The sequence below is a fragment of the Streptomyces sp. NPDC042102 genome, from assembly GCF_055582305.1.
Window position 1 is genome coordinate 82,452 of the sequence record NZ_JBVJDL010000015.1, and the last position, 26,638, is coordinate 109,089.

Below are 26,638 nucleotides of genomic sequence, written 5' to 3' on the forward strand. Positions count from 1 at the left end.
AACCTGCATGGGCGGCAGACGGCCGGGTCGCGTGACGAGCGCTCAGCGCCTCGTCTCGTACCGGGTCAGGATCACGCCGCAGGGAAGGGTCCGCGTCTCGACCAGGTTCAGGTTCACCCAGTTGTCCAGGGCGGTGAAGAACGGCGTGCCGCCGCCCACCAGGACCGGCGCGGTGGCCAGCACGTACTCGTCGATCAGCCCGGCCCGCATGGCCGCCCCGGCGAGCGTGGCGCCGCCGATGTCCATCGGGCCGCCGTCCTCGGCCTTGAGCCGGGTGATCTCGGCGACCGCGTCGCCGGTGACCAGGCGGGTGTTCCAGTCGACCGTGTCGATCGTCGAGGAGAACACCACCTTCGCCATGTCCCGCCAGCGGCGCGCGAACTCGGTCTCCGCCGGGGTGGCGTCGGGCCGCTGGTCGCCGGTCGGCCAGTAGGAGCTCATCGTCTGCCACAGCTTGCGCCCGTACAGTGACAGGTCGGTCGCCTCCAACTGGTCGGACCAGAACTGGAACAGCTCGTCGCTCGGCACGCTCCAGCCGATGTCGTCGCCGGGCGCGGCGATGTAGCCGTCCAGGCTCAGGTTCATGCCGTAGATCAGTTTCCGCATGGCGCCAGCATTCCGCGAGTCGGTCTCACACGTACAGACCGGCGCGGCGCGGCACACTCATCCCACTCGTATACTCGTGCGTTCTCATGGAGGGGAGATGGCGACAGTGAAGCTTGCTGAGGCACTGGCAGAACGTGCGGAAGCGACGCGCCGTGTGGAGCAGCTGCGAGCGCGCGTCGTCAGCAGCGCGCGATACCAGGAGGGGGAGACTCCCGCTGAGGATGCAGCTCAGCTGTTGGCCGAGGTCGGTGAGGTGCTGAGCGCTCTGGAATCGTTGATCCGACGGATCAACCGGACCAATGCCACCGTGGAGATGGGCCCGGACGGCACGCTCACCGATGCCCTCGCACACCGGGACGTCCTGCGGTTGCGTCACTCCGTGGTCACCGCCGCGGCGGACGCGGCGGCGGGTCAGGGCGAGCGGGGATACGGCCGGCAGCTTCGGTCCGAGCTGATGATGCTTTCCGCGCTTCCGGTCGCGGAACTGCGCAGTCAGGCGGATGCCCTCGCCCGGGAGATCCGCGAGATCGACGTGCGGATCCAGCGTACGAACTGGGAAGTCGATCTGCTGGACTGAGCAGTCCAGCAGATCGGGACGATGTGGAGCAGGTAGCAGCTTCGGAGGCGTGCACACACCGAGGGTTGGCGGTTTCCAGCCCACTCCTGGCGCGTGAAGAGCAACGCGGGGTTCGACTCCCCATCAACAGTGCAGCTCAGCACCGCGTACAGGTAAAGGTGTACAACGCACAGCACATCACCACGTGCAGATCCGAGGCCGCGAGGGCGGGTTCGGGGCTTTCCACATCGCGTCAGCCGGCGGATCAGGGCTGGGGCCGCAGGGCGTGAGAGTCTGCGGGCATGACTGACTTGCCTGAAGAGCTCGTTCTGTTTTCCTCCACCCGGCGGGCGCTGCTGCACCGCATCGCCGTTGCGCAGTCCGAAGGGCGGGCGCCGTCCGTCGTCGCCGCCGTGGCGCGCGGCGGGGAGATCGTCTGGGAAGGCTCGCGTACCTCCGTGGCGGGCCACGGGCCGGACGGGAACGTGCAGTACCGGATCGGGTCGATCAGCAAGACGTTCACGGCGGTGCTGGTCCTGCGGCTGCGGGACGAGGGGCTGCTGGATCTCGGTGATCCGCTGGAGAAGCACCTGCCGGGCACGGCGGCCGGTGAGGTGACCATCGCTCAGCTGCTCGCGCACACCGGCGGGCTGGCGGCCGAGACGCCCGGTGAGTGGTGGGAGCGCACCCCCGGTGAGCTGCGGCCCGAGCTCGGCGAGGTGCTGGGGAGCGAGCCGTTCCGGCATGCCCCGGGCCGTCGGCACCACTACTCCAACCCCGGCTACACCCTGCTGGGTTCGCTGGTGGAGGCGGTCCGGGGCAAGCCGTGGGAGGAGGTGCTGAGGGCCGAGGTGCTCGAGCCGCTGGGACTGGAGCGCACCACGGCGCAGCCGAGTCAGCCGCACGCGGGCGGCTGGGCGGTGCATCCGTGGGCGGACGTGATGATGCCGGAGCCGCTGGAGGACCTGGGGCTGATGGCTCCCGCCGGACAGCTGTGGTCCACCACACGTGACTTGGCGCGGTTCGCGACGTTCCTGGCCCGTGGGGACGAGCGGGTGCTGAGCGCGGAGTCGGTGCGGGAGATGCGTACGGCGGCCTCCCCGCCGGAGCCCGGGATCGCCGAATGGGGGTATGGGCTGGGCATGCAGCTGCTGGACGCGGGCGGCCGGCGGCTGGCCGGGCACAGCGGCTCCCTGCCGGGGTTCGTGGCGGGTCTGTGGCTGAGCGAGGCGGACGACGTGGCGGCCGTGGTGCTGGCCAACTGCACGTCGGGGCTGGCGGCATCGGGGCTGGCGGTGGATCTGGTGGGGATCGTGGCCGAGGCGGAGCCGCGGATCCCGGAGCCGTGGCGGCCGTTCCGCGAGGCGGATCCGGTGGAACTGGACGTGGTGGGCCCCTGGTACTGGGGGACCTCGCCGTTCGCGCTGCGGCTGACGGCGGACGGGGTGCTGGAGCTGAGCCCGGTGGGTGCGACGGGCCGGGCAGCCCGGTTCCGCGCGGCTTCCGACGGCACCTGGACGGGGTTGTCGGGCTACTACGCCGGCGAGACGCTGCGGGCGGTGCGGCGGGCCGACGGTGCGGTCAGTCACCTGGATCTGGGTTCGTTCGTCTTCACGCGGCTGCCCTACGACGCCGACGCCCCCGTGCCCGGCGGCGTGGACCCGCAGGGCTGGCGCGGCATCGGCTGACGGAGGGCCCGGTGTGATCCGGACGCGACCGCTCAGGCCGTGAGTTCGCGTTCCAGGGGGGTGCGGAAGCGTGGGGTGACGCGGGCGTCGCCGATCCACCGGGACAGGCGGGCGGCCTCGGCGGTGACGGCCCGCTCGGCTTCGGCGCCGGCATCGTCCAGCAGGCGCCAGACGATCTCGCCGTCGGGGCGCTGGGCCCAGCCTCCGATGATCCGGCCGTTCCACCACACGGTGGGGCCGATGTTGCCCGCGTAGTCGAAGAGCGCCGCCCGGTGGGCGGGGTCGAGGTGGAAGCCGCGGTCGGCCCAGCCCATACCGCTGGGGTCCAGCGCGGGCAGGAGCGCGGCCCAGGGCTCGGGGGCGGGCACGGGAGCGGTGTCGCCGGGAGCGACCAGGGCGAGGCTGCCGTCGTCGAGCCGGACCTCCTCTGAGCCGATGGCGGCCAGCGCCTTGCGGGTCTCGGTGAGGGTCCAGCCGGTCCACCACTTCAGGTCGGCCTCGATGGCCGGTCCGTACGCCCGGAGCCAGTGCAGGGCGAGTGCCGCGCGGGCCTCGGGGGCGGGCAGCGCCGGCCAGGGCTGGCTGTGGGTCCAGCGGAACTGGCTGGAGATCCAGGAACCCCGGGGACGGTCGCGGCGGATGAGGCCGTCGGCGGCGAGCAGCCGGATCACCCGCGTGGCCACGCCCTGGGTGGTCTCGTACTTCTTGCCGGGAGAGACGGTGATCTTCTGACGCAGGGCCGGGACGGCGGCGGAGATCTGGGCGCCGGTGGAGGGACCGCGGGCGTCGAGAGCGGCGAGCGTGGCCGCTTCCGCTTCGGCGAGCCACGCCGCGTCGAGTCCCTGTCCGTCCTCGCGCAGGTGGGCGAGGAGGGTGCGGCGCTCCTTGGCGGCGATGGCGCGGGCGGTGGAGGAGGCCACGCAGGGCGCCAGCGCGGTGGAGACGGCGAACAGGGTGTTGCGCATGCTCAGCATCCGGACGACGGCCACGTCCTCGTAGAAGGCCTTCTCGACGGCCTCGACCCCCGTGCCATCGCCCGTGCCGGTGCCATCGCCGGTGCCGGTGCCGGCCAGCCGGGCCCGGACCGAGAGGAAGACGGTGGCGGCGTCGGTGGCGTGCAGGGCGACCACGGCGTCGGCCGCCTCGGCCACGGTGGTGGCGCGGGCCGAGGGGGCGAGCCGGTGACGCACGCCGAGCCGGTCGCGGCGCTCGGCGGTGGTGATCCGGGGACGGCTGCTGCTCATCCCCGGATCGTAGGACGTCGCGGTGCCAGGGGCTCAGAGCGCGAGTTTGAACCCGACATGGGAGGCGACGAAGCCGAGCCGCTCGTAGAAGCGGTGAGCGTCGGTGCGGGTGACGTCGGAGGTCAGCTGGACCAGTTGGCAGCCCTCCGCCCGGGAGGTGGCGATCGCCCACTCCATGAACACGGTGCCCAGCCCGCTGCCGCGCTCGTCGGCGTGGACCCGGACGCCCTCGACGATGGAACGGGTGGCGCCCTTGCGGGACAGGCCGGGGACGAGGGTGAGCTGGAGGGTGCCCACGACACGGCCGGCGCGGACGGCGACGACCAGGCGCTGGTGGGGATCCTCGGTGATCCGCTTCAAGGCGGCGCGGTACGGGGTGAGGTCCTCCGGCGACTCCCGGGTGGCACCCAGGGGGTCGTCGGCGAGCATCGCCACGATGGCGGGGAGGTCGGCCTCGGTGGCGGGCCGGATCTCCAGGCCGTCGGCCACGGTGGTGTCGTTCACGGGGATGGTGTCCTCTCCTCAGCCCGCGGCCACGGTCAGCGGGGCCCAGCGGCGGCTCCAGTCGCCGGGCAGGTCCGGCAGGGAGCGGATCATCACGTCGTTGAAGGCGACCGACGCCAGACCGCGGGCCTTGAGCCAGGCGATGAGCTCCTCGTGGCGCACGTCGATGTCGGTGCGCAACGGGCGGTCGGTGCCCGCGGCGAGAGCGGTGACCAGGGCCTGGGCGGTCGCGGTGTCCCGGGCGACCAGGGGGCCGACGACATGGGTCGTCAGGTTGGGCCAGGCGGCCGCGTATCCGATGAGCTCGTCCTCGTGGTGCTCGCCGCTCCCGGTGCTCCCCGTACTCCCGGCGTCTGAGGTGCTCTCGGCGACGAGGATGCGGTCGGCGAAGGCGGGCAGCCGCGTGATCATGTGGGTGCGGTCGGCGCCGAACACCTCGGCGTCCAGCCGCAGGATCCGCGAGAGGTCCTCCGCGCCGGCCCGCCGGACCCGGACGGCGGAGCCCGGCTCCCCGGCCGGGTCGGGCCGGAACGCACCCGAGAGCATCTCGGCGCGTCCGACGGTCTCGAAGCCGAGCTCCTCGTAGAGCGGGCGGCCGAAGGGCGTGGCGTGCAGGGTGAGCGGGACGCCCTGGAGGACTCCGTCGCAGACATGGGTCATCAGGCGGCGGCCCAAGCCCTGGCGGGCGTAGCGGTCGGCGACCAGGACCATGCCGATGGCTGCGAGATCAGGCTTCTCCGCGCTCATGCCGTAGCGGGTGACGACACAGGCGGCAGCAAGGCCCGTCCCGTCGGGGGCGTCGATGCCGTACCCGGTACCGGCCGCGAGCAGCAGTCCCCACTTGTGTTCCTCGCGGGGCCAGCCGCGGTCCGCGGAGAGGTCGGCGCAGCGCGTGAGGTCGCCCACGGTCAATGGGCGGATCAGCAGGTCGGTGAGCTGTGGTGGTGTCACGCGCCCAGAGTGGATCATCGGCACGGGCGCGTCCAGAGGAATAGGAGACAAAGGCGCACTTCACGGCGCCAGACGAAGATGTTTCACGTGAAACCAGCCACTGTTTCACGTGAAACCGGCCGTCCTTTCCTGTGGAACACGCTGTTTCACGTGAAACAGACCGGCTAGCCTCGACTCTCATGACCCGCCTCCACCTCTTCGATCTCGACGGCACGCTGATGTACGGCTCTGCGGCGCCGGTGGAGATTTCCCGGCAGCTCGGTCTGAGCGCCGAGATCGCCGAACTGGAGCGGGCGTTCAGCGCACGGGAGATCGGGCCGCCGGAGTTCGCGGTGGGTCTGCACGCGATGTGGACGGGCCTGACCCGGGCCCATGTCCGGGCGGCCTTCGACGGTGCCCCGTGGGTGGCGGGGATCCGCGAGGTGTGGCGGGAGATCCGCGAGCGCGGGGAGTACTGCGCCGTGATCTCGCTGTCGCCGTCGTTCTTCGTGGAGCTGCTGCTGGAGTGGGGCGCGCACGCCGCGCACGGTTCGGTCTTCCCCGAGGTGCCCTTCACCCGGCCCGTGGACGTGACGGGCATCCTGACCCCGGAAGGCAAGGTCACGGTGGCCGACCGACTGTGCGAGCGGTTCGGGGTGAGCCGGTCCGACTGTGTCGCCTATGGGGACTCGATGACCGACGCGGTGCTGTTCGACGTGGTCCCGGTGTCGGTGGCGGTCAATGCCCGCCCGCATCTGGCGACCCGCGCCACGCACGTCTATGAGGGGCGCGATCTGCGGGAGGCATACCAGCTCGTCGGGGCGTCACGCCCGGGAGTTGAGACATCTTAAGGGGAAAGTGGGTTCGAAACGCGGAATTTCCGCATTCCCCGGCATGCCTCTCCCCGAGGCTGGCATGCTGCGAAGCTCCGGAACCACGGATTCAAGGCCGTGGCGTGTGAGACCCCGACCGAGATGCTCGAAGCGAGGCACCGCATGGACGCTCCGCCCACCAGTTCGGCGAGACGGAAGGTGGCCCGGATATCCCCCGCGGGCAAGTCGGCCGCACCACCTTCCCCGGATGCCGTGCTCATCCGCCGGACCCTTGCCGAAATCGGCCCCATTGCAGACAAAGTCACCTCCTATTTCTATGCCCTGGTCTTCACCCGGCACCCGGAGGTGCGTTCGCTCTTCCCGGCCGCGATGGACATGCAGCGCGACCGGCTGCTCAAGGCGTTGCTGATGGCCGCCGAGCACATCGACAACCCCGCGGTCCTCGGCCCCTACCTGCGCCGGCTGGGCACCGGCCACCGCAAGTACGGCACCGTCCCCCAGCACTACCCGGTGGTCGGCGAGGCGCTGATCGGGGCGCTGGCCCGGTACGCGGAGCACACCTGGGGCCCGGAGACGGAAGCCGCGTGGGTGCGGGCGTACACCTCGATCTCCCAGATCATGATCGACGCCGCGGCCGAGGACGAGCTGAGCTCCCCGGCGTGGTGGCAGGCGGAGGTGGTCTCCCACGAGCTGCGGACCGCGGACATAGCCGTGCTCACCGTCCGCCCCGACCAGCCGTACGCCTTCCTGGCGGGCCAGTACGCGAGCCTGGAGACCCCGTGGTGGCCGCGGGTGTGGCGGCACTACTCCTTCGCCTCGGCGCCGCGCCCCGACGGGCTGCTGTCCTTCCACGTGAAGGCCGTCCCGGCGGGCTGGGTCTCCAACGCGCTGGTGCGCCACGCCCGCCCCGGGGACGTCCTGCGGCTGGGCCCGCCCGCCGGGTCGATGGTGGTGGACCACAGCACCGACAACGGCATGCTGTGCCTGGCCGGGGGCACCGGTATCGCTCCCATCAAGGCGCTGATCGAGGACGTCGCCGAGCACGGGGAGCGGCGCCCGGTGGAGGTGTTCTTCGGGGCGCGCAGCGACAGCGGCCTCTACGACAAGGACACGCTCCTGGGGTTGCAGCGCTCGCACCCTTGGCTGTCGGTGCGCCCGGTGGTCGGTGACGGTCTGGCCGGCCAGCTGCCGCAGGCCATCGGTGAGCACGGACCCTGGAACACGTACGACGCGTACATCTCGGGACCGCCCGGGATGATCCGCAGCGGTGTGGACGCCCTGAAGCGGATCGGGATCCCCGAGGGGCGGATCCGGCACGACGCGCTGGAGGAGCTGGCGGGCGTCGCCGGCTGAGACCGGTCGCGCCCGCCGGAGTCCCGGCGCCCGCGGACTCAGCCCAGGTCGGGCGCGTGCATCGCGCGGACACCTTCGATGTTGCCGTCGAGATAGTGCCGCAGCGACAGTGGGACCAGGTGGACGGCGGCGATGCCGACACGGCTGAAGGGCACCCGGACGATCTCGTACTCGCCCTCGGGGTGCTCGACCTCGGGGCCGTGCCGGAGGCCGGTGTCCATCGATTCGAGCCGGCAGACGAAGAAGTGCTGCACCTTCACGCCCGTCACTCCGCCACCGGCGATGTGCTCGACGGTGTCGACGAAGCAGGGCACCACATCGACGATCTTCGCGCCGAGTTCCTCATGGACCTCGCGGTGGAGGGCGTCGACGACGGTGGCGTCCGAGGACTCCACTCCCCCGCCGGGGGTGACCCAGTACGGGTCGACGCCGGGCTTGGTGCGTTTGATCAGGATCAGGTCGTCACCGTCGAGCAGGATCGCGCGGGCGGTGCGTTTGACCACGGGACGTTCGGTCATGGGGAAAGAGTGGCCCAGTCCCGGGCTTCTGAAACGCACCGACGACTACCAGAGCGCGGCCGCCCGCAGCAGCCGGTCGTGGGCGCGGCCGAGGTGCGCGAGGGCGAGGCTTCCGGTGCGTACGGCCAGGAACCAGGTCCGCAGCGGCGGCACCTGCGGCTCCAGCAGGGCGACCACCCGCCCGTCGGCCAGGGCGTCCCGGCACAGGTACCGGGGCAGGACGGCGAACCCGGCACCCGCCCCGACGCACTCCAGCACGGCCCGCAGGTCGGGCACGACGACGGTGGCCGCGGCCGTGGGCCGGGTGTCGAAGACGGCGTTCCAGTAACGGCTGACCAGCGGCAGGGACTCGTGGACCTCGACCACCGGGATGCCGTCGAGGGCGGCCGGCCCCTTGCCCCGCAGCACTCCCGGATCGATGAGCGCCGCCCAGTAGGGCGCGGCGACGAGGACGTGCTCCTCGTCGCACAGGGCGGTGGCCGTGAAGAGCCCGCCGCGCGGGCGGGCGGTGGTGACGACCAGGTCGTGGTGGCCGGCGGCGAGCCCCTCCAGGCAGTCCTCGGCATCGGCGACCAGCGAGGTGCGCAGGGTCTGGCCCTGACCGACCAGGGGAGCCAGCGCGGGCAGCACCCGCAGGCACAGGAACTCGGGAGGTCCCGCCACGTGCAGGGTGCGCGAGTGCCCGGCCGCCTCCCGCTCGGTCTCGGCGATCTGCAGCAGGGCGTCGAGGTGCGGGGCGGCCTTGTGCGCCAGCTCGTCGCCGACGGCGGTCGGGGTCACCCCCCGCGCCCGGCGGTGGAACAGCGGGCGCCCGATCTGGCGTTCGAGGGAGCGGATCTGGGAGGTCACGGCGGGCTGGGACAGCCCGAGCAGCGCGGCGGCCCTCGTGAAAGAGCCGGCCCGGTGCACCGCGACGAAGGTGCGCAGCAGGGCCAGGTCCATGGCCTCCCCTCCCCGGTGAGGCGCTCAACTATAAATATGTCGATAGGTCCCTGTCGTTACCGTGATTGGACTCTGACAGAGAGTCAATTAGCCTTGTGCGCGTGGTTCTTCACCCATGGAACCCGGGGCGGTCCGAGCCACTAGGGGGGAGGCTCGGACCGTCTGTTCAGGAGCCCGCCGAGGCTCCGGCCAGGGCGATGTCCAGGGCGGCGAGCACATCCGCGACCAGGTCCTCGGTGTCCTCGACCCCGGCGGAGAACCGGATGAAGCCCTCCGGCACCGCGTCCCCGCCCCATCGGCCGCGCCGCTCCGCCGTGGAGCGCACTCCACCGAAACTCGTGGCGTCCTCGACCAGCCGCAGAGCACGCATGAACCGTTCCGCGTGCGCCTTGTCGGGCAGCGTGAAGGAGACCACCGACCCGTAGCCCCACATCTGCCGGGCGGCGTTCTTGTGGGAGGGGTCGTCCGGCAGCCCCGGGTGGCGCAGACCGCTCACCTCCGCCCGCGCGGTCAGCGCCTCGGCGACCGCCGAGGCGTTGGCCCACTGCCGGTTCGTACGCAGGCTCAGGGTGGCCAGCGAGCGGTGCGCGAGCCAGGCCTCCATGGGCCCCGGAATGGCGCCGACGATCTTGCGCCACGCACGGACGCCCGCGGCGAGCTCCGGGTCGCGGCACACGACGTATCCGAGCAGTACGTCGCCGTGGCCGGTCAGGCCTTTGGTCCCGCTGGCGACGGAGAAGTCCGCGCCGAGCTCCAGCGGTCGCTGCCCGAGCGGGGTGGCCAGGGTGTTGTCGACGGCGACCAGGGCGCCGGTGGCGTGCGCCGCGTCGGCCAGCCGCCGTACGTCGCACACGTCGAGCCCGGGGTTGGACGGGGTCTCGATCCACAGCAGCCGTGCCCCGTCGAGCACGTCGAGCTGGGCGTCACCGGCGGTCGCCGCCGTGCGGACCTCCACCCCGTACGCCTGGAGCTGCTCGCGCACCAGGGGCAGCGCCTGGTAGCCGTCGTCGGGCAGGACGACGGTGTCCCCGGCCCGCACCCGGGAGAGCAGGACGGCGGAGACCGCCGCCATGCCGGAGGCGAAGACGACCGCCTCGGCGGACGCGTCGCCGGGCGCCTCCAGTTCGGCGATGGCCCGCTCCAGCAGGGTCCAGGTGGGGTTCGTGTCGCGGCCGTAGGTGTACGGGCCCTCGACGTCACCGGGCAGATGGAAGTGCGCGGCGAAGACCGGTCCCGGCAGGGGCGGTTCGTTCTTGACGGGCTCGGGCAGCCCGGCGCGCACCACCCGGGTGCCGTCGCCGAGGGATCGCGCCGCCGGGTCCGGGTGTGCCGGGTCCGCACGCATCGCGTCCGCGCGCTCGGGATCGGTGCTCATGCCGCACGCTCCGCGACCGCCGCGCGCACGGCCGCCAGCAGCCCGGGACCGGCGGCCTCGACCAGTTCCAGACACTCCTCGAAGCCGTCCAGGGAGCCGTAATACGGATCCGGTACGTCCATCTCCCCTTCGGCCGCGCCCGGGTCGTACGAGCGCAGCAGGCGCACCTTGGCCGCGTCCTCGGAGGTCGGGGCGAGCCGGCGCAGATCGCGCAGGTGCCCGGCGTCGAGCGCGATGACGAGGTCCAGGCGGGCGAACCAGTCGGCCCTGAACTGCCGGGCCCGGTGGTCCTGCGCGTACCCGGCGTCCGCCAGGACGGAGACCGTGCGCGGGTCGGCGCCGTCCCCCTCGTGCCAGCCGCCGGTGCCCGCACTGTCCACCTCGACGAGGTGGTCCAGGCCGGCTTCGGCCACCTGGGACCGGAAGACGGATTCGGCCATCGGCGAGCGGCAGATGTTGCCGGTACAGACGAAGCACACGCGGTACATGGGACTCCTGTTCGGTCCTTCTTCGGCTCTGTCGGGCCCTGTTCAGCCCGGGGACGCTTCCGCGTCGACCCCGCTTCAGTCCCTGTCGAGGACCAGGTTCGCCGCCCAGGAGACGATGGAGATGATCAGGGCGCCGACGACGGCGGTCCAGAAGCCCTCCACGTGGAAGTCGAGGCCGACCTTTCCGGACACCCACGAGGTCAGCAGCAGCATCAAGGCGTTCACGACCAGCGTGAACAGCCCGAGGGTGAGGATGAACAATGGCAGCGACAGCAGCTTCACGATCGGCTTGACGATGCTGTTGACCAGCCCGAAGACCACCGCCACCAGCAACAGCGTGAGCGTCTTCCCGCCGTTGGTGGGGCTGGTGAGCTGGATGTCGTCGATCAGGAACCAGGCCACGGCCAGGGCCACCGCGTTGGCGATCGTCTTAATTACGAAGGTCATGGGACCGATCGTTGCAGAGAAGAAGGGGCACGAGGAGTATGAAGGCCTTCCGGCTTGACGAACTGGAAGCGGAACGCGCCGCGAACGACGGGGCGTACCTGCAGTTTCTGCGCGAGCGGAACATGTCGGTCGGGCTGTACGCGCTCGACGCCGGCCAGAGCGACCCGCAGTCCCCGCACCGTCAGGACGAGGTGTACTTCGTCGTCAGCGGCCGGGCCTCGATCACCGTCGGGGACGAGACGACGATGGTGGCGCGCGGCAGTGTCGTCTACGTGCCGGCCGGGGTGCCGCACAAGTTCCACCACATCACCGAGGACCTGAGGGTGATGGTGGTCTTCTCGCCGCCGGAGGGCTGATCCCCCTAGGGGGCGGATCAGGGGACTCCAAGGGCTTCGGCGGGCCCATTCCTCTCCCCGTCCTCCTAGCATCGAAGGCAGGAAGTCACAGACGAGGAAGAGGTTGAGGCCATGAACGGCATCCGGGAGATATTCGCAGGCATGCCCTGGTGGGTGAAGTGGGTGGCCGTTCCGCTGCTGGCCCTCTTCGTCTTCGGCGGCGTCATCACCGCGTTGATCGGTTTCGTCTTCAAGGCGCTGCTGTTCGTCGCCCTCGTCGCCGTCCTGATCTTCGTCGTGAAGCGCTTCACCGGCGCGGGCTCCGCCAAGTCCTCGGGGAGTGACTGGTAGTCCGTACAGCGGTTAACCCACCTGGGGGAACGTGGCCCGGGAAACCTCTCGGGCCCAGGCATGCGGTGGATAGAGTGACGACCCGTGCCGCCCCTGGGCGCAGCCCCCGATAAACCGCGCTGACCAGCGGTGATGCGGACAGCTGCCGAGTTACGACGCCCAGGAGACGCGGACGCGCGGGGGCGGCCCCCGCAGGACGGGCCCGCGAGGCCCGCAGCCACGCCTGGGGGTGAGCTTTGGCAGCGGTTCACAATGCCGGTGTGCCGACTCTGATCGGTTCGGTGCAGAGGGCGCTGAGACTGCTGGAAGCGGTGGGATCCCATAGCGAGGGAGCCCCGGCCAAGCAGCTCGCGCGCGAGGCCGGGCTCCCGCTACCCACCGCGTACCACCTGCTGCGCACGCTGACCCACGAGGGCTATCTGCGGCGCGAGAGCGGAGTCTTCGTTCTCGGCGACGCCGCCGAGCGGCTGGCCGGCGGCGGATTGCAGCAGAAACGTCGCAGCATGATCCTCGATTCGCTCGCTCACTTCCGCGACACCGTCGGGGCGCCCGTCTACTTCGCGGTCTACCGCGAAGGCGAGATCGAGGTCGTGGGGGTCTCGGACACTCCCGACAACCCCGCCTGCCAGGAGTGGGCCGACTTCCGCAGCACGGGCCACGCGCACGCCATCGGGCAGTGCCTGCTCGGCCAGCTCGACGAGGACGCCCGCCGGGACCACTACGACCGGCACCCGGTCGACGCGCTCACCCCGTACACGGTGCGGGACATGCGCGCGCTGGAGCAGCGCATCGGCTCGATGCGGCTCATGCAGCCGGTGATCGAGCGTCAGGAGTACGCCCTCGGAACGGTGTGCGCCGCCATCCCGATTACAGCGGGTGACATCGCCGCGACCATGGCCATTTCGCTCCCCTTGCACCAACAAGACCGATTGCTCTATGTGGTTGGGCGGCTGCGGAGTGAAGTAGGCGCGCTGTTGAGCACCCTCTCCTTCTCTATCAGTATCTGAAAACTCACTCCTTGTGATCTGCTAGCGCTTCCACCACCCTTGTCAAGAGGGCCTTGGGGGACCATTCCTGGCCACTTCCAACACTGCGGGGTAGGAAATGCGCGAGTCGGTACAGGCAGAGGTCATGATGAGCTTCCTCGTTTCCGAGGAGCTCGCGTTCCGGATCCCGGTGGAGCTCCGGTACGACGCCGGTGATCCCTACGCGGTCCGCCTGACCTTCCACCTTCCCGGAGACGCCCCGGTGACCTGGGCGTTCGGCCGGGAGCTCCTCCTCGACGGGATCAACAAGCCCTGTGGCGACGGGGACGTGCACATCGCCCCCACCGACCCCGATGAGCTCTCCGACGTCCACATCCGGCTCCAGGTCGGTGGCGACCGGGCGCTGTTCCGGGCCGGCGCGGCGCCGCTGGTGGCCTTCCTGGACCGGACCGACCGGCTGGTTCCGCTCGGTCAGGAGCGCACGCTGGGTGACTTCGAGGAGAACCTCGACGAGGCGCTCGGCAAGATCCTGGCCGAGGCGCGGCAGAACGAGCAGAACGCGGGCTGAGCCGCCGCGTGTGCGCGGCCGGCGTCACCGCCTGTGCCGAGGTCGGTGCTCGCGCCGGCGTCAGCGCTTGCGCCGGCGGCCCCGCCCGCCCCGGCCCGGTGCGGCGGGCGCCCGGCCGCCGGCACCGGTGGCTGCGGCTGCCGGCCGGTCGGCCGACACCACCAGCGCGGCCAGTGCCGTCGTCACCGGCACCGAGGCCACGAGCCCGATCGAGCCGACCAGGGTCCGTACGATCTCCTCCGCGATCAGCTCGCTGTTGGCCACCGCCCCGACGCTGCTGTTCGCGATCGAGAACAGCAGCAGCAGCGGCAGCGCGGCGCCCGCGTAGGCCAGCACCAGGGTGTTGACCACCGACGCGATGTGGTCCCGGCCGATCCGGATGGCCGCCCGGTACACGGCGCGCGGCCCCATCCCCGGGTCGGCCTGGTGGAGCTCCCACACCGCCGAGGTCTGGGTGACCGTCACGTCGTCGAGCACACCCAGCGATCCGATGATGACGCCGGCGAGCAGCAGACCGCTCATGTCGATGTCCGGGTACAGCCCGTGGATCAGCCCGGTGTTGTCGTCGGTGTTGCCCGACAGGAACGCCCAGTCGATGAGGACCGAGCCCATGACCCCGATCAGCAGGAGCGAGACGAGCGTGCCCAGGACCGCCACCGAGGTCCGGGCGGTCAGCCCGTGGCACATGTAGAGCGCGATCAGCATGATCGCGCTGGCCCCGATCACCGCCACCAGCAGCGGATTCGAGCCCTGCAGGATGGCGGGGAGGATGAACATCGTCAGGATCGCGAAGCTGACGGCGAGCGCGACGAGCGCGAAGAACCCGCGCATCCGGCCGACCACCACCACGACCAGGGCGAAGACACCGGCCAGCAGCGCGATCGGGAACTTCCGGTTCACGTCGATGACGGAGTACTGCAGGTCCCGCGGCGCGTCCGGCGCATAGGCGACGACGACCTCCTGCCCGTTCTCCAACTGCCGCGGTGCGCCCGGCTGCACGATCTCGACGAAGGTCCGCCCCTTGTCGGGACCGGTACCGACCTCGATGGTCGCCTTCTTGCACTCGCCGGTCTGGGCCGCCTGCGCCTCGCGCCCTTCGGGGGTGGTGGGGTTGGGGGTCGACGGCACCTGCGCGGCGTTCACCGATTTGCAGTCGACATTCTCCAGCGTGACGACCTTGGCCTGCTGGGTCTGCCGGTCGAAGCCCACCCCGGTGCGCTCGTGTCCCGGGGCACCACCGGGCCAGAGCATCGCCATGCCCACGAAGACGGCGACGGCGAACGGGATCAGTACCGCCGCGATGACCTTGCGCAGGTGCTTCGAGACCGGGGCGGCCGGCCCGTGCCCGTGGCTGTGCCCATGGCTGTGCCCGTTGCCGTGCCCGTGGCTGCCGGGGTCGGTGGGTCGGCCGGGCTCGGTGGGGGGCTGCGGGGAGGATGTCACAGGCAGATCATCGCAAGAGATGAGGGGGCCCACTGTTCAGCACGCCACAGATGACGCTAGCGTGGGGGCACCTTTGCACAACGCGGGAGCTCGGAGCACCGGGCTGAGAGGGCGCTGATCACCGTACGCGCATCACACGGATGCGTACGGGAGGAGGCTGCGCCGACCGCCGAACCTGTTACCGGGTAATGCCGGCGTAGGGAGATAGGTCTCATGACCATTCAGGACGCAACGACGCCTGCCGTCAGCCAGGACGGCACCGGCGAGGAACAGCGCCAGCCGGGCTGGCACAAGGGGTACGTCGCGGGCTCCCGCCCCGACATCCGGGTGCCGGTACGCCAGGTCCACCTCACCAACGGCAGGGACGTGACGCTCTACGACACGTCCGGTCCGTACACCGACCCGCAGATCGAGACGGACGTCCGCCGCGGCCTCGCGCCCCTGCGCGAGAACTGGATCATCGGCCGCGGCGACACCGAGGAGTACGCGGGACGCCCCGTGCGCCCCGAGGACGACGGCATCAAGCACACCTCGCCCCGCGGCGGCCTCAAGAACCTCGACGCTGTCTTCCCGGGCCGCCCGCGCCAGCCCCGCCGGGGCCGGGGCGGCGCCGCCGTCACGCAGCTCGCGTACGCCCGCCGCGGCGAGATCACGCCGGAGATGGAGTACGTCGCGATCCGCGAGAACGTCTCCCCCGAGGTCGTCCGCGAGGAGATCGCCGCGGGCCGCGCCGTGCTTCCGGCGAACGTGAACCACCCGGAGATCGAGCCGATGATCATCGGCAAGCGCTTCCTGGTGAAGGTCAACGCCAACATCGGCAACTCCGCCGTCACCTCCTCCATCGAGGAGGAGGTGGAGAAGATGACCTGGGCCACCCGCTGGGGCGCCGACACCGTCATGGACCTCTCCACCGGCCGCAACATCCACACCACGCGCGAGTGGGTGCTGCGCAACTCCCCCGTCCCGATCGGCACGGTGCCGCTCTACCAGGCGCTGGAGAAGGTCGACGGCCGCGCCGAGGACCTGACCTGGGAGATCTACAAGGACACGGTCATCGAGCAGGCCGAGCAGGGCGTCGACTACATGACGGTCCACGCCGGCGTACTGCTGCCGTACGTCCCGCTGACCGCCCGCCGCAAGACCGGCATCGTCTCGCGCGGCGGCTCGATCATGGCCGCGTGGTGCCTGGCGCACCACAAGGAGAACTTCCTCTACACGAACTTCGAGGAGCTCTGCGAGATCCTCGCGACGTACGACGTCACGTACTCCCTCGGCGACGGCCTGCGCCCCGGCTCCATCGCGGACGCCAACGACGCGGCGCAGTTCGCGGAGCTCAAGACGCTGGGTGAGCTGAACACGATCGCCAAGCGGCACAACGTGCAGACCATGATCGAGGGCCCGGGCCACGTCCCGATGCACAAGATCAAGGAGAACATCGACCTCCAGCAGGAGATCTGCGAGGAGGCCCCGTTCTACACGCTGGGCCCGCTCACCACGGACGTCGCCCCGGCGTACGACCACATCACCTCGGGCATCGGCGCCGCGATGATCGCCTGGTGGGGCACCGCGATGCTCTGCTACGTCACGCCCAAGGAGCACCTGGGCCTGCCCAACCGCGACGACGTGAAGACCGGTGTCATCACATACAAGATCGCGGCGCACGCGGCCGACCTGGCCAAGGGCCACCCGGGGGCCCAGGAGTGGGACGACGCGCTGTCGGACGCCCGCTTCGAGTTCCGCTGGGAGGACCAGTTCAACCTGGCCCTGGACCCGGACACGGCGCGCGAGTTCCACGACGAGACGCTTCCGGCCGAGCCGGCCAAGACCGCGCACTTCTGCTCGATGTGCGGTCCGAAGTTCTGCTCGATGAAGATCTCGCAGGACATCCGGCGTGAGCACGGCGGCGACCTGAAGGCGGACGAGATCCAGGCGGGCATGGCGGAGAAGTCCGCCGAGTTCGCCGCTGCCGGGAACCGCGTCTACCTGCCACTGGCGGACTGACGCGGACCGACTGGGGGGAGTGCTGCTCCCGGGGAGAACACCGTTCCCCGGGAGCAGCACCGTTTTCGCGCCGGCTCCGGGTCCTGCCCCGGAGTGCGCTCCACCCGGCCGCGCCGTCCGTCACACCCGCGGGCCCTGGGCCGGTACGGCCAGCCGCTCCGCCGCGAAGACCCGGTTGGCCATGGTCTGCCGGCGGTAGGTCTCGGGCAGGTCGGGCAGGTCCAGCAGCCGGTCGCAGGCCGCGAGCGAGGCGGCCGCGTCGCCCACCCAGTACGCGGTGATCGAGTGCTCGAAGAGCAGCCCCCAGCGGTAGATCCAGGGCTGGGTGAACAGCAGGTCGTCGGGGGCCGGCCGGTCCAGGCCGGCGCTGTTGAGGGCATGGGCCGCGTGGTAGCGGCCCCGCTGCCGGAGTCTGGAGGCCAGTTCGTAACAGGCCTCCAGGCGTTCGGGGCGGGCTTCCCAGGCCCGGGTCAGCGCGTCCATCGCCGCCGGCCAGTCGCCGGCGTCCGCGTGCAGCACCCCGGCCTGGAGCAGGGCGAAGTAGACCTCCTCGGCCCAGCCGCCCATCGTCGCGCGCCGCTCGTACAGGCGGATCGCCCCGGCGGTGTCGCCCAGGTCGCGCAGCGTCTGGGCGAGGTAGAAGACGGTGCGGGTGTTGGACGGGTCGCGGCGCAGCTCGGCGCCGAGCAGCCGCGCGTCGCGCTCGAACTTGTCGTGGCGCGAGCCGCCGTCGGCGTGGTCCTCGATGACGAGGGCATCCAGGTTCCGTTCGGTGTCCTCGCCCTCGCAGGTGAGGTACTCGTGGGTGACGCCCTCGTAGCGCCAGGCCAGGGAGCCGCGGACCAGCCGCTTGATGCGGTACTCGGTGGGGCCCGCGTGGCGCAGCATGTACGCGTCGGCGGTGAGCGGGGGCAGCGGGCCGGCCCGCCGTACGACCAGGTCGGCGTCGAGCAGCAGCAGGTAGTCGGCCTTGCCGCGGGCGTGGGCGATGTTGAGGCTGCGGTTGTGGCCGAAGTCGACCCAGGGTTCCTCGTGCAGCTCACCGGGGACGCCGCGCAGGGTGGTGCGGATGAGTTCCTGGGTGCCGTCGGTGGAACCGGTGTCGGAGATGACCCAGGTGTCGATGAGGTCGCGTACGGAGCTCAGGCAGCGCTCGATGACGGCGGATTCGTTCTTCACGATCATGCACAGGCAGATGGTCGGCTTCACGGCCGGTGACCCTAGGGACGCCTGTGCCCACCGGGCGGGCGGCTCGCCGGGGCCGGGCCGGTGGCCGCCGCGGACGCACCCGAGTGGCGGCGAGCCGCTGGTCCGTTCCGCTGACGGATGAGCGAGGCGTCGTGTCCATGGCCTCCGTGATCCACAGGATGTGCTCCGGCAAGTCATTCGATCCGGTTTTCCCAAGGAGTGGCGTATGCGTCCCGTGAGTCCTGAGGACAGGACCCGTTCCTCGCTCGGCCCGTTGCCCCGGCGCGGCCGCTGGCTCGCCGGTGGCACCCTCGCGTCGGCGGCCCTGGTGCTGGCGGGCATCACCTTCCCCGCCGTCGCCGCCCCGTCTCTCGCCTCGCCCCAGGACGAGCGGTGCAAGTCGTCGCACCACAAGCCGGACCACCGGCCGGACCGCTACGACGATGACGACAAGGCGAAGAAGCCGGGGGCCAGGAAGCCCGCCAAGAAGGCCACGAAGAGGGCGGCCGAGGCGCCGGCGCGGCAGCAGATGGCGTACGACAAGTGCAAGGTCGGCCCGACCGGTCCCCGCGGCCCGCGCGGCCCCCGCGGTCCGCAGGGCGAGCCGGGTGACCAGGGCGACCAGGGCGAGCAGGGCAGGAGGGGCCCCACCGGTCCGACCGGCCCGCAGGGCGACCCGGGCGACCAGGGCCAGCGGGGCCCGACCGGTCCGACGGGTCCGCAGGGCGAGCAGGGCCTGCGGGGTCCGACGGGTCCGACGGGTCCGCAGGGCATCCCCGGGGAGGCCGGCCCGTGCTCGGACGTCGACGCCTACCGGCCGGCCGCATCCCGCGAGGTCAAGTCGGTGCTCACCGACGGCCGGACGTTCGTCGGCATCCGCGACCTCACGCCGGCGGTGACCAACTGGATCTGGTACGACCTGACCGACACGGAGGACGAGAACGGGCGGCTGACGTACCCGACGAACGCCTGCGCCACCTCCATCTCCTCGCAGGCCAACATCGTCAACGTCGAGGTCCTCACCACCGCCGGGGAGGTGTGGGAGACCTTCTGCGACATCAATCCCGGCAGCCCGGACACTCTCACCTGCAACGAGATCTGGAGCCGGCCGACCAGCCAGCCCGACCCGGGGGACCCGCCGCCGCCGCTCGCGCGCTTCGGTGACCAGCCCTCCCGCCCGGCCGACCCCAACCACGCCCCCAAGGCGATGAAGTAGCCGACCGGGCCGCAGGGCCTACCGCGGCTCGGTTTCCGGGCCGCCGAAGTCCGGACTGGTGAAGTCCGGAGGCGTGTAGCCGGGCCGGGTTCCCTGTGACGGGGAGCCCGGACTGGTGAAATCGGGCCGGGTGTACCCCAGGTTGGGGATGCGCCCGGCCCCCGGTGTGCGGGGCACCGGGAACCCGGTGCCCGCGCTCGGGTCGGCCAGCGCGTCCCGCAGGAACGGCACGATGCCGCGCTCCAGCAGCGCGTGCCGCCAGGCCTCCTTGGCTCGTGAGACCTCGTCGGGCACCGCCTCGGCCACGTCCGCCACGACCTCCGTGGCGCTGTTGCGCACGGCCGTCACGAGCAGTCCGACCGCCGCGAAGAGGATCGCCGCCGCGGTCAGCGCGCCGAAGAGCCAGCCGGCCGTCAGCATGGTGTCGGCGAAGGCCGGCTCGGGCTCGATCAGCTTCAGGATGTAGCCCACCAGCAGGAAGATCAGCATGGCGGTGCCCGCCAGGACCGGCGCGAGGACCGCGACCACGGCGCTGACTCCCGCCCCGCCGCCGTCCCCGTCGTCCTCCTCGGCCGGTGACGGCACGAGCGGTTCGTCGCGCAGCTCCTCGCGGACCTTCACGTAGTGGTCGTACTCGGCGGCGGCCGCGGCCGTCAGCAGGGCCTGGGCCCCGATCGCCATCGTGCGCAGCTGTTCGGCGTTCAGCCGTTCGCCCAGGGTGGCGAGCTCGGGCCGCTCGTGCGCGGTGCGCAGCGCCTCGTCGAGGAGCCGGTCGAACTCCGGACGGTCCTCGGTCAGCAGATGCGGAGCGCTGGTCATGTGCATCCCCCGATGCTCCGCGTGGGCCGGTTTGCCCGCGTAGACCGGGCACCGGCACAAACGGAGGAGAGCCTGCTACGGATACGAGCGATGGTAGAGCGACTGCACCGTACGGTGACAGGGGCTTCGGAGAATTACCCCGGTCCGTGAACGCTCAGTCGCGCAGCGGTAGTTGCACGACCAGCAGTTTTCCGGCCATCGTGACGCCGCCGTCCATCGCGATGGCGAGCCCGTCCGCGTACACGTGCGGGCCGTCGACGGCCTCCGGGCCGCGGCTCTCGTCACCGTCCTCGGTGCCGACCTCGCCCAGCAGGTAGGGGATCGGGCTGTGCCCGTGGACGACGCGGCCGCCGCCGTACGTGCTCAGCAGCTCGCGTACGGCGTCCGGGCCGCTCTCCTCGTCACGGAAGGCGAAGCGCTTGGTGAACTTCCGGAACAGGTCCCACGTGATCTCGGCGTCGTTGCGGTTCAGCAGCTCGTGGACGGTGTCGTTGACGTCCTCGATGGAGTCGCCGTAGTCGAGGTAGGCGGTGGTGTCGGAGTGCAGCAGCAGGTGCCCCTCCTCCAGGGCGGCCGCGTCCAGGCGCGACATCCACTGCAGGTGGACGTCCTCCAGCCGGTCCATGTCGGCGCGCTGGCCGCCGTTGAGCAGCCAGGCCGCCTGGAAGGTGGCGGTGCCGGCGCCGGACTGGATGGGCGTGTCGCCGAACCGCTTGGCGCCGATGAGCAGGAGCTCGTGGTTGCCCATGAGCGCCTTGCAGTAGCCGCCGGCGGCGGCGGCCTCGGCGGAGAGCCGCATGACGAGGTCGATGACGCCGATGCCGTCGGGGCCGCGGTCGGTGAAGTCGCCGAGGAACCAGAGCCGGGCGTTGCCGGCCGACCAGTGGCAGTCGGCGTCGATGAGGGACTGCGCCTGGAGTTCGGCGATCAGCTCGTCGAGGTAGCCGTGGACGTCGCCGACGACGTACAGGGGGCCGGGACCGCCGGAGCGCTCGTCCTGGGCGGCGTAGTGGACCTGGACGGTGTCGCCGGGTCCGCCCGCGGCGCGGGTGATCACGGGGAGGTCCCGCTGGGTGGGCGTGTAGCCGTCGGGGTCCGCCGGGTCCTCGGCGGGCGGGGCGGCCGGGGCCGCGGGCGCGGCCGGCTCGGTGCCGTGGGGGGCGTAGGGGGGCGTGTAGTCGGGGGCGTACCCGGGGCGCGGCGGGACGGGTGCGCTCTCGTCGTAGTACGCCGGGTACTCGCCGTAGACGGGACTCTCGTCGGGGTGCCCGCCGGATTCGGCGTACGCAGCGGTCCGGGGCGCGGGGACCGTGAAGTCCCGCAGCGTCTCCGTCCGCATCGCGGGTCCCTGACCGGCCCCCTGAGTCATCGACCCCTCCACCACCGTCGCGCTGCCGTACACCTGCGGACCCTCCTGGCCTCCGGGCCGGAGGGTCCGTGATGTCGTGCGCCCATCATAGGAATGCGGCTCGCGCTGTGTGACGCACCAGGGTGGTGAATCCTGACCGGAGCCGCACGTTCCTGCCGTTTTCTCCTGTTTTGGCTACTTGTCAGTTCTGTGCGGGGGAGCGGGGCGGGCTCACCGTGGTGCGCGGCTGCCTGCGCTGCGAGGACGTGCGGACGATCAGTTCGGTCGGAACGACCTGTTCGACGGGGCGTCCGGTGTCGACTCCCTCGATGGCGTCGATGAGGAGCTGGACGACGGCCGTGCCGATGCGGCGGGGCTTGAGCGAGAGGGTGGTGATGGGCGGCTCGGTGTTGGCGTACACGGTGGACTCGCTGCAGCACACCAGCAGCAGGTCGTCGGGGACCCGCAGGCCGTAGCGGCGGGCGGCCGCGAGCAGATCGGTGCCGTTGGGGTCGAAGAGCCCGTAGACGGCGTCGGGCCGGTCGGGGCGGGCGAGCAGCCGGTCGGCGGCGACGGCGCCCGCGCACGGGTCGTGCGCGGGGTAGGACTCGTAGACGGGGTCCTGGCCGACGCGTTCGCACCAGTTGAGGTACGCGGTGGTGGAGAGCCGGGTGTAGGTGTCGGTGGTGGTGCCGGTCAGCAGCCCGATCCGGCGGGCGCCGGCGGCGGCGAGGTGGTCGAGCAGGTTGAGTACGGCGGCCTCGTGGTCGTTGTCGACCCAGGCGGTGACGGGGAGCGAGCCGGCCGGGCGGCCGTCGGAGACCACCGGCAGGCCCTGGCGGACCAGCTCGCTGACCACGGGGTCGTGGTCGGAGGGGTCGATGACGACGGTGCCGTCGAGGGCGACGTTCGACCAGACGTCATGGCGGGAGGTGGCGGGGAGGATGACCAGGGCGTAGCCGCGGGCGAGCGCGGCGGAGGTGGCGGCCCGGGCCATCTCGGCGAAGTACGCGAATTCGGTGAAGGTGAAAGGTTCATCCCCGTACGTCGTCACGGTCAGGCCGATGAGGCCCGACTTGCCGGTACGGAGGGTGCGGGCGGCGGCGGAGGGGCGGTAGCCCAGCCGGTCGGCCACCTCGCGGACGTGGCGGCGGGTGGCGTCCGGCAGCCTGCCCTTGCCATTGAGCGCGTCTGAGACGGTCGTGATCGAGACGCCCGCCGCGGCGGCCACGTCCCTGATGCCGGCCCGGCCCTGCCGGCCGGCGGCCCGCCGGGTGGTCTCGGTCCGGCTCACCTGATGCTTCCCTGCTGCTGTCATGGCAGGCCGATAGTAGGGCTCGGTGGGGTGGGTGGTCCGGGTGCATATGCACCCGCTAACAGGAACGATTCTGCATGGTTCGCCACCCCCAATGACCTTGGAAACAATGGAACTTGACCGCGAAGACCATGTGGGTAGCTTGTCGTCGGGTACGAGCATGCCAAAGCGCTTTGGTCTCGGACTGGTCTCAACTCACCTGCACGAGGGACGCGCGCCACGGCGCAGGCCACCGGCGCGCGCATATATGCGTGCGCTCCCCCAGATTCCTGGCGCCCTCCATTTCCGGGCGGGCGGAATCCTCATAAGGTGAGCAGTATTGAACTGCACGGGAAGGTCGAGGAGGACCTGCGGTGAGCGAGAAGAGCCCGAAGCTGCGCGCCGAGCTGGACGGCGTCCCCACCTACAAGCCGGGCAAGCCCGCCGCCTCCGGGGGCCCCGTGGCGTACAAGCTGTCCTCCAACGAGAACCCCTATCCGCCGCTGCCGGGCGTGCTGGAGAGCGCGGTCGCGGCCGCCGGGAACTTCAACCGCTACCCCGACATGGCCTGCACGGGTCTGGTCGCCGAGCTCGCGGAGCGGTTCGGGGTGCCGGTGGAGCACATCGCCACGGGCACCGGCTCGGTGGGCGTGGCCCAGTCGCTGATCCAGTCGACGGCCGGCCCGGGCGACGAGGTCATCTACGCCTGGCGGTCCTTCGAGGCGTACCCGATCATCACGCAGATCTCGGGCGCCACCGCGGTGCCGGTGCCGCTGACCGACGGTGACGTGCACGACCTGGACGCCATGGCCGACGCGATCACCGAGCGGACCCGGCTGATTTTCGTCTGCAACCCCAACAACCCCACCGGCACCGTGGTGCGCCGCGCGGAGCTGGAGCGGTTCCTGGACCGGGTGCCCGGGGACGTGCTGGTGGTGCTGGACGAGGCGTACAAGGAGTTCATCCGCGATCCGGAGGTCCCGGACGGCATCGAGATCTACCGCAACCGTCCGAACGTGGCGGTGCTGCGCACGTTCTCCAAGGCGTACGGCCTGGCCGGGCTGCGCGTCGGGTTCGCCGTGGCGCACGAGCCGGTGGCCGCCGCGCTGCGCAAGACGGCGGTCCCCTTCGGCGTCAGCCAGCTCGCCCAGGACGCGGCCGTCGCCTCGCTGCGCGCGGAGGACGAGCTGCTGGGGCGGGTCGGTTCGCTGGTCTGCGAGCGCAACCGGGTCCACGAGACGCTGACGGCTCAGGGCTGGACGGTGCCGGTCAGCGAGGCGAACTTCGTCTGGATGCGGCTGGGGGAGCGGACCGCCGACTTCGCGGCGGCCTGCGAGAAGGCCGGTGTGGTGGTCCGGCCGTTCCCGGGTGAGGGCCTGCGGATCACGATCGGTGAGACCGAGGCGAACGACCTCTTCCTGCACACGGCCGAGGCGTTCTTCAAGGAGATGGAGCGGGACGGGTCCTGATCAGGCCAGTTCCACGCGGACGGGGTCGCCGTCGCGGACGGTGGCCAGCAGGCGGGGGTCGCCGTCGAGTGAGCCGAGGACGTTGCACGGGCTCGCCAGGCGGCTCTCGCCCCCGCGGGAGATGGGGGTGGGGCCGTAGGGCAGCGCGAGCGCGTCGCCCTCGGTCCAGAAGGCGACCGTGCCGGGGTCGACGACCTGCTGGGCGTCGGCCTCCAGTGCCACGGAGACGCGGGTGTCGAAGTAGACCTCCTCGCCCCAGGTGTGCGCGGAGGCGGAGATCGGGAGCGCCGCGGCGAGGGCCTTGGCGGTCGGGGTGTCGTCGAGGGTCGCGGTGAGCTGGCCGGCGGGCCAGGAGATCCGTATCTGCATGGGATTCATTCAACAATTTGTTGAAGATATCCGCCAGGGGTGCGGCCCGGGTGTCCGGTGTCCCGGCTGCTCCCCGGGCGACCCCCTCCGGCGCGGCGTCAGGGACCCCCCGGGTGAATGGCCCGGAATCGTGTGCGACATAATGCTTGTGAATGTGAACGCGTTCACAAGCGTGTCCTGCTTTCTCCCGGATTGAGTGGGACATCCCCGGCACACTGCGCGCAGTGGCCCCGGCTACGCGAAGGAGAGAAGCGACGTGGATCTGGCACTGGCGCCGGAAACCCTGGCGCGATGGCAGTTCGGCATCACGACCGTCTACCACTTCCTCTTCGTTCCCCTGACGATCTCGCTGGCCGCGCTGGTCGCGGGCCTGCAGACGGCCTGGGTGCGGACCGAGAAGGAGAAGTACCTCAAGGCCACGAAGTTCTGGGGCAAGCTGTTCCTGATCAATATCGCGATGGGTGTCGTCACCGGCATCGTCCAGGAGTTCCAGTTCGGCATGAACTGGTCCGACTACTCGCGGTTCGTCGGTGACATCTTCGGAGCCCCGCTCGCCTTCGAGGCCCTGATCGCCTTCTTCTTCGAGTCCACGTTCATCGGCCTGTGGATCTTCGGCTGGGACAGGCTGCCGAAGAAGATCCACCTGGCCTGCATCTGGATGGTGTCGATCGGCACCGTGCTCTCCGCGTACTTCATCCTCGCGGCCAATTCCTGGATGCAGCACCCGGTCGGCTACCGGATCAACGAGGAGCGCGGCCGCGCCGAGCTCACCGACTTCTGGCTGGTGCTCACCCAGAACACCGCCCTCACCCAGTTCTTCCACACCATCACGGCCGCGTTCCTGGTCGGCGGCGCCTTCATGGTCGGAATCGCCGCCTTCCACCTGGCGCGCAAGAAGCACGTCCCGGTGATGCGCACCTCGCTGCGGCTCGGCCTGATCACCCTGATCATCGCCGGCATGGGCACGGCCATCAGCGGCGACCTGCTCGGCAAGGTGATGTTCAAGCAGCAGCCGATGAAGATGGCCGCCGCCGAGGCGCTCTGGGACGGCGAGGCGCCCGCCCCCTTCTCGATCTTCGCCTACGGCGATGTCGAGAAGGGCCACAACAAGGTCGCCATAGAGATCCCGGGACTGCTGTCCTTCCTGGCCAACGACGACTTCACCTCGTTCGTCCCGGGCATCAACGACGTCAACAAGGCCGAGCAGGAGAAGTACGGGCCCGGCGACTACCGGCCCAACATCCCCGTCGCGTACTGGGGCTTCCGCTGGATGATCGGCTTCGGGATGGCCTCGCTCAGCATCGGTGTGCTGGGGCTGTGGCTGACCCGCAAGAAGTTCCTGCTGCCGCCCGCGCTGCGCACCGGTGAGGACGAGGTCCCGCACCTGGTGCTCCTCAAGAAGCCCCTGAGCCCGCGGTTCACCCACTGGTACTGGATCGTCGCGCTCTGGACCATGGGCTTCCCGCTGATCGCCAACTCCTGGGGCTGGATCTTCACCGAGATGGGCCGCCAGCCCTGGGTGGTCTACGGAGTCCTGCGCACCCGGGACGCGGTCTCGCCCGGGGTCAGCCAGGCCGAGGTGCTCACCTCGATGATCGGCTTCACGCTCCTGTACGCCGTGCTCGCGGTGATCGAGGTCCGGCTGCTGGTGAAGTACGTCAAGGCCGGGCCGCCCGAGCTCACCGAGTCCGACCTCAACCCGCCCACCAAGATCGGTGGCGACGACAAGAACGCCGACCGCCCGATGGCCTTCTCGTACTGAGTCCG

27 protein-coding genes are annotated in these 26,638 nt (G+C 70.9%); 12 read left to right on the plus strand and 15 right to left on the minus strand.

The genetic code is table 11. The features are described from left to right. Nucleotides 1–42: 42 nt before the first annotated feature. The gene (locus tag ACZ6KO_RS32365) at nt 43–606 is read right to left on the minus strand and encodes a dihydrofolate reductase family protein (protein WP_469307536.1); all 564 of its coding nucleotides are present in this window, start codon (nt 604–606) and stop codon (nt 43–45) included. 106 nt (nt 607–712) lie between these two features. On the opposite strand from ACZ6KO_RS32365, the gene ACZ6KO_RS32370 reads away from it, so the two are divergent. Beyond that, nucleotides 713–1,183, plus strand: coding sequence for a DIP1984 family protein (locus ACZ6KO_RS32370; protein ID WP_469307564.1), 471 nt, complete (start codon nt 713–715; stop codon nt 1,181–1,183). A gap of 281 nt (nt 1,184–1,464) precedes the next feature. Beyond that, a complete protein-coding gene (locus tag ACZ6KO_RS32375; RefSeq protein ID WP_469307537.1) occupies nt 1,465–2,850 on the plus strand; it encodes a serine hydrolase domain-containing protein in 1,386 nt (461 codons plus the stop codon). A gap of 32 nt (nt 2,851–2,882) precedes the next feature. On the opposite strand, the gene ACZ6KO_RS32380 is transcribed toward ACZ6KO_RS32375, so the two are convergent. From ACZ6KO_RS32380 to ACZ6KO_RS32390, 3 genes are read right to left on the minus strand one after another with little or no spacing between them, the layout of a single operon-like run. Next, nucleotides 2,883–4,094, minus strand: a complete 1,212-nt coding sequence (locus ACZ6KO_RS32380) for a winged helix DNA-binding domain-containing protein (protein WP_469307538.1) — start codon at nt 4,092–4,094, stop codon at nt 2,883–2,885. Nucleotides 4,095–4,127: 33 nt separating this feature from the next. Next, nucleotides 4,128–4,598: a GNAT family N-acetyltransferase gene (locus ACZ6KO_RS32385; RefSeq protein ID WP_469307539.1), complete on the minus strand. Its 471-nt coding sequence runs from the start codon at nt 4,596–4,598 to the stop codon at nt 4,128–4,130. Between the two features lie 18 nt (nt 4,599–4,616). Continuing rightward, a complete protein-coding gene (locus ACZ6KO_RS32390; RefSeq protein WP_469307540.1) occupies nt 4,617–5,549 on the minus strand; it encodes a GNAT family N-acetyltransferase in 933 nt (310 codons plus the stop codon). A 179-nt stretch (nt 5,550–5,728) separates the two neighbouring features. On the opposite strand from ACZ6KO_RS32390, the gene ACZ6KO_RS32395 reads away from it, so the two are divergent. Further along, nucleotides 5,729–6,379 carry an HAD family hydrolase gene (locus ACZ6KO_RS32395; RefSeq protein ID WP_469307541.1) on the plus strand — a complete coding sequence of 217 codons (651 nt, stop codon included), beginning with the start codon at nt 5,729–5,731 and terminating at the stop codon, nt 6,377–6,379. A gap of 33 nt (nt 6,380–6,412) precedes the next feature. Beyond that, on the plus strand, nt 6,413–7,714 hold the full coding sequence (locus ACZ6KO_RS32400) for a globin domain-containing protein (RefSeq protein ID WP_469307565.1): 1,302 nt from the start codon (nt 6,413–6,415) through the stop codon (nt 7,712–7,714). A 38-nt stretch (nt 7,715–7,752) separates the two neighbouring features. Here ACZ6KO_RS32400 and ACZ6KO_RS32405 read toward each other — a convergent pair whose 3' ends face one another. The 5 genes from ACZ6KO_RS32405 to ACZ6KO_RS32425 all read right to left on the minus strand — a co-directional run bounded on the left by ACZ6KO_RS32405 (nt 7,753) and on the right by ACZ6KO_RS32425 (nt 11,484). Next, nucleotides 7,753–8,232, minus strand: coding sequence for an NUDIX domain-containing protein (locus ACZ6KO_RS32405; RefSeq protein ID WP_469307542.1), 480 nt, complete (start codon nt 8,230–8,232; stop codon nt 7,753–7,755). Nucleotides 8,233–8,277: 45 nt separating this feature from the next. Beyond that, nucleotides 8,278–9,174: a LysR family transcriptional regulator gene (locus ACZ6KO_RS32410; RefSeq protein WP_469307543.1), complete on the minus strand. Its 897-nt coding sequence runs from the start codon at nt 9,172–9,174 to the stop codon at nt 8,278–8,280. 166 nt (nt 9,175–9,340) lie between these two features. Then, nucleotides 9,341–10,519: a cystathionine gamma-lyase gene (locus ACZ6KO_RS32415; protein WP_469307566.1), complete on the minus strand. Its 1,179-nt coding sequence runs from the start codon at nt 10,517–10,519 to the stop codon at nt 9,341–9,343. A 26-nt stretch (nt 10,520–10,545) separates the two neighbouring features. Then, nucleotides 10,546–11,037 carry a low molecular weight protein-tyrosine-phosphatase gene (locus tag ACZ6KO_RS32420; protein ID WP_469307544.1) on the minus strand — a complete coding sequence of 164 codons (492 nt, stop codon included), beginning with the start codon at nt 11,035–11,037 and terminating at the stop codon, nt 10,546–10,548. Between the two features lie 75 nt (nt 11,038–11,112). After that, on the minus strand, nt 11,113–11,484 hold the full coding sequence (locus ACZ6KO_RS32425; RefSeq protein WP_401444717.1) for a phage holin family protein: 372 nt from the start codon (nt 11,482–11,484) through the stop codon (nt 11,113–11,115). Between the two features lie 38 nt (nt 11,485–11,522). Here ACZ6KO_RS32425 and ACZ6KO_RS32430 point away from each other — a divergent pair, with 38 nt between their 5' ends. The 4 genes from ACZ6KO_RS32430 to ACZ6KO_RS32445 all read left to right on the plus strand — a co-directional run bounded on the left by ACZ6KO_RS32430 (nt 11,523) and on the right by ACZ6KO_RS32445 (nt 13,724). After that, nucleotides 11,523–11,840 carry a cupin domain-containing protein gene (locus ACZ6KO_RS32430; RefSeq protein ID WP_469307545.1) on the plus strand — a complete coding sequence of 106 codons (318 nt, stop codon included), beginning with the start codon at nt 11,523–11,525 and terminating at the stop codon, nt 11,838–11,840. A 120-nt stretch (nt 11,841–11,960) separates the two neighbouring features. Further along, nucleotides 11,961–12,170 carry a DUF5326 family protein gene (locus tag ACZ6KO_RS32435; RefSeq protein ID WP_469307567.1) on the plus strand — a complete coding sequence of 70 codons (210 nt, stop codon included), beginning with the start codon at nt 11,961–11,963 and terminating at the stop codon, nt 12,168–12,170. Between the two features lie 269 nt (nt 12,171–12,439). Continuing rightward, nucleotides 12,440–13,177 carry an IclR family transcriptional regulator gene (locus tag ACZ6KO_RS32440; RefSeq protein WP_469307568.1) on the plus strand — a complete coding sequence of 246 codons (738 nt, stop codon included), beginning with the start codon at nt 12,440–12,442 and terminating at the stop codon, nt 13,175–13,177. A 97-nt stretch (nt 13,178–13,274) separates the two neighbouring features. Then, nucleotides 13,275–13,724 (plus strand): SsgA family sporulation/cell division regulator, encoded by a 450-nt coding sequence (locus tag ACZ6KO_RS32445; protein WP_401444713.1) that lies wholly within the window; start codon nt 13,275–13,277, stop codon nt 13,722–13,724. Between the two features lie 60 nt (nt 13,725–13,784). On the opposite strand, the gene ACZ6KO_RS32450 is transcribed toward ACZ6KO_RS32445, so the two are convergent. After that, nucleotides 13,785–15,200, minus strand: a complete 1,416-nt coding sequence (locus ACZ6KO_RS32450) for a YibE/F family protein (protein ID WP_469307546.1) — start codon at nt 15,198–15,200, stop codon at nt 13,785–13,787. A 180-nt stretch (nt 15,201–15,380) separates the two neighbouring features. Between ACZ6KO_RS32450 and thiC the strand changes: the two genes are divergently transcribed. Next, entirely contained in the window at nt 15,381–17,168 is a 1,788-nt protein-coding gene (gene thiC / locus ACZ6KO_RS32455; RefSeq protein WP_469307547.1) for a phosphomethylpyrimidine synthase ThiC, read from the plus strand. A gap of 120 nt (nt 17,169–17,288) precedes the next feature. Here thiC and ACZ6KO_RS32460 read toward each other — a convergent pair whose 3' ends face one another. Then, entirely contained in the window at nt 17,289–18,377 is a 1,089-nt protein-coding gene (locus ACZ6KO_RS32460; RefSeq protein WP_469307548.1) for a glycosyltransferase, read from the minus strand. 205 nt (nt 18,378–18,582) lie between these two features. Here ACZ6KO_RS32460 and ACZ6KO_RS32465 point away from each other — a divergent pair, with 205 nt between their 5' ends. Continuing rightward, nucleotides 18,583–19,572 (plus strand): hypothetical protein, encoded by a 990-nt coding sequence (locus ACZ6KO_RS32465; RefSeq protein WP_469307549.1) that lies wholly within the window; start codon nt 18,583–18,585, stop codon nt 19,570–19,572. 18 nt (nt 19,573–19,590) lie between these two features. Here the strand turns inward: ACZ6KO_RS32465 and ACZ6KO_RS32470 are convergent, their stop codons facing one another. From ACZ6KO_RS32470 to ACZ6KO_RS32480, 3 genes are all read right to left on the minus strand, one after another. Then, nucleotides 19,591–20,397 carry a hypothetical protein gene (locus tag ACZ6KO_RS32470; RefSeq protein ID WP_469307550.1) on the minus strand — a complete coding sequence of 269 codons (807 nt, stop codon included), beginning with the start codon at nt 20,395–20,397 and terminating at the stop codon, nt 19,591–19,593. A 148-nt stretch (nt 20,398–20,545) separates the two neighbouring features. Then, nucleotides 20,546–21,760, minus strand: a complete 1,215-nt coding sequence (locus tag ACZ6KO_RS32475) for a metallophosphoesterase (protein ID WP_469307551.1) — start codon at nt 21,758–21,760, stop codon at nt 20,546–20,548. Nucleotides 21,761–21,941: 181 nt separating this feature from the next. After that, nucleotides 21,942–23,057, minus strand: a complete 1,116-nt coding sequence (locus ACZ6KO_RS32480) for a LacI family DNA-binding transcriptional regulator (RefSeq protein WP_469307552.1) — start codon at nt 23,055–23,057, stop codon at nt 21,942–21,944. Between the two features lie 350 nt (nt 23,058–23,407). Between ACZ6KO_RS32480 and hisC the strand changes: the two genes are divergently transcribed. Beyond that, the gene (gene hisC, locus ACZ6KO_RS32485; protein WP_469307553.1) at nt 23,408–24,502 is read left to right on the plus strand and encodes a histidinol-phosphate transaminase; all 1,095 of its coding nucleotides are present in this window, start codon (nt 23,408–23,410) and stop codon (nt 24,500–24,502) included. Here hisC and ACZ6KO_RS32490 read toward each other — a convergent pair whose 3' ends face one another. Next, on the minus strand, nt 24,503–24,871 hold the full coding sequence (locus ACZ6KO_RS32490) for a cyclophilin-like fold protein (protein WP_469307554.1): 369 nt from the start codon (nt 24,869–24,871) through the stop codon (nt 24,503–24,505). It abuts the gene before it with no gap. 256 nt (nt 24,872–25,127) lie between these two features. Between ACZ6KO_RS32490 and ACZ6KO_RS32495 the strand changes: the two genes are divergently transcribed. Continuing rightward, a complete protein-coding gene (locus tag ACZ6KO_RS32495) occupies nt 25,128–26,633 on the plus strand; it encodes a cytochrome ubiquinol oxidase subunit I (RefSeq protein WP_469307555.1) in 1,506 nt (501 codons plus the stop codon). The last annotated feature ends 5 nt before the right edge of the window (nt 26,634–26,638 follow it).

Bases quoted from the DNA above. Each gene is read 5' to 3' on its own strand.
- ACZ6KO_RS32365 (WP_469307536.1), bottom strand. From the start codon at position 606: ATGCGGAAACTGATCTACGGCATGAACCTGAGCCTGGACGGCTACATC.
- ACZ6KO_RS32375 (WP_469307537.1), top strand. From the start codon at position 1,465: ATGACTGACTTGCCTGAAGAGCTCGTTCTGTTTTCCTCCACCCGGCGG.
- ACZ6KO_RS32380 (WP_469307538.1), bottom strand. From the start codon at position 4,094: ATGAGCAGCAGCCGTCCCCGGATCACCACCGCCGAGCGCCGCGACCGG.
- ACZ6KO_RS32395 (WP_469307541.1), top strand. From the start codon at position 5,729: ATGACCCGCCTCCACCTCTTCGATCTCGACGGCACGCTGATGTACGGC.
- ACZ6KO_RS32405 (WP_469307542.1), bottom strand. From the start codon at position 8,232: ATGACCGAACGTCCCGTGGTCAAACGCACCGCCCGCGCGATCCTGCTC.
- ACZ6KO_RS32410 (WP_469307543.1), bottom strand. From the start codon at position 9,174: ATGGACCTGGCCCTGCTGCGCACCTTCGTCGCGGTGCACCGGGCCGGC.
- ACZ6KO_RS32415 (WP_469307566.1), bottom strand. From the start codon at position 10,519: ATGCGTGCGGACCCGGCACACCCGGACCCGGCGGCGCGATCCCTCGGC.
- ACZ6KO_RS32420 (WP_469307544.1), bottom strand. From the start codon at position 11,037: ATGTACCGCGTGTGCTTCGTCTGTACCGGCAACATCTGCCGCTCGCCG.
- ACZ6KO_RS32425 (WP_401444717.1), bottom strand. From the start codon at position 11,484: ATGACCTTCGTAATTAAGACGATCGCCAACGCGGTGGCCCTGGCCGTG.
- ACZ6KO_RS32430 (WP_469307545.1), top strand. From the start codon at position 11,523: ATGAAGGCCTTCCGGCTTGACGAACTGGAAGCGGAACGCGCCGCGAAC.
- ACZ6KO_RS32445 (WP_401444713.1), top strand. From the start codon at position 13,275: ATGCGCGAGTCGGTACAGGCAGAGGTCATGATGAGCTTCCTCGTTTCC.
- thiC (WP_469307547.1), top strand. From the start codon at position 15,381: ATGACCATTCAGGACGCAACGACGCCTGCCGTCAGCCAGGACGGCACC.
- ACZ6KO_RS32465 (WP_469307549.1), top strand. From the start codon at position 18,583: ATGCGTCCCGTGAGTCCTGAGGACAGGACCCGTTCCTCGCTCGGCCCG.
- ACZ6KO_RS32470 (WP_469307550.1), bottom strand. From the start codon at position 20,397: ATGCACATGACCAGCGCTCCGCATCTGCTGACCGAGGACCGTCCGGAG.
- ACZ6KO_RS32475 (WP_469307551.1), bottom strand. From the start codon at position 21,760: ATGACTCAGGGGGCCGGTCAGGGACCCGCGATGCGGACGGAGACGCTG.
- ACZ6KO_RS32480 (WP_469307552.1), bottom strand. From the start codon at position 23,057: ATGACAGCAGCAGGGAAGCATCAGGTGAGCCGGACCGAGACCACCCGG.
- ACZ6KO_RS32490 (WP_469307554.1), bottom strand. From the start codon at position 24,871: ATGCAGATACGGATCTCCTGGCCCGCCGGCCAGCTCACCGCGACCCTC.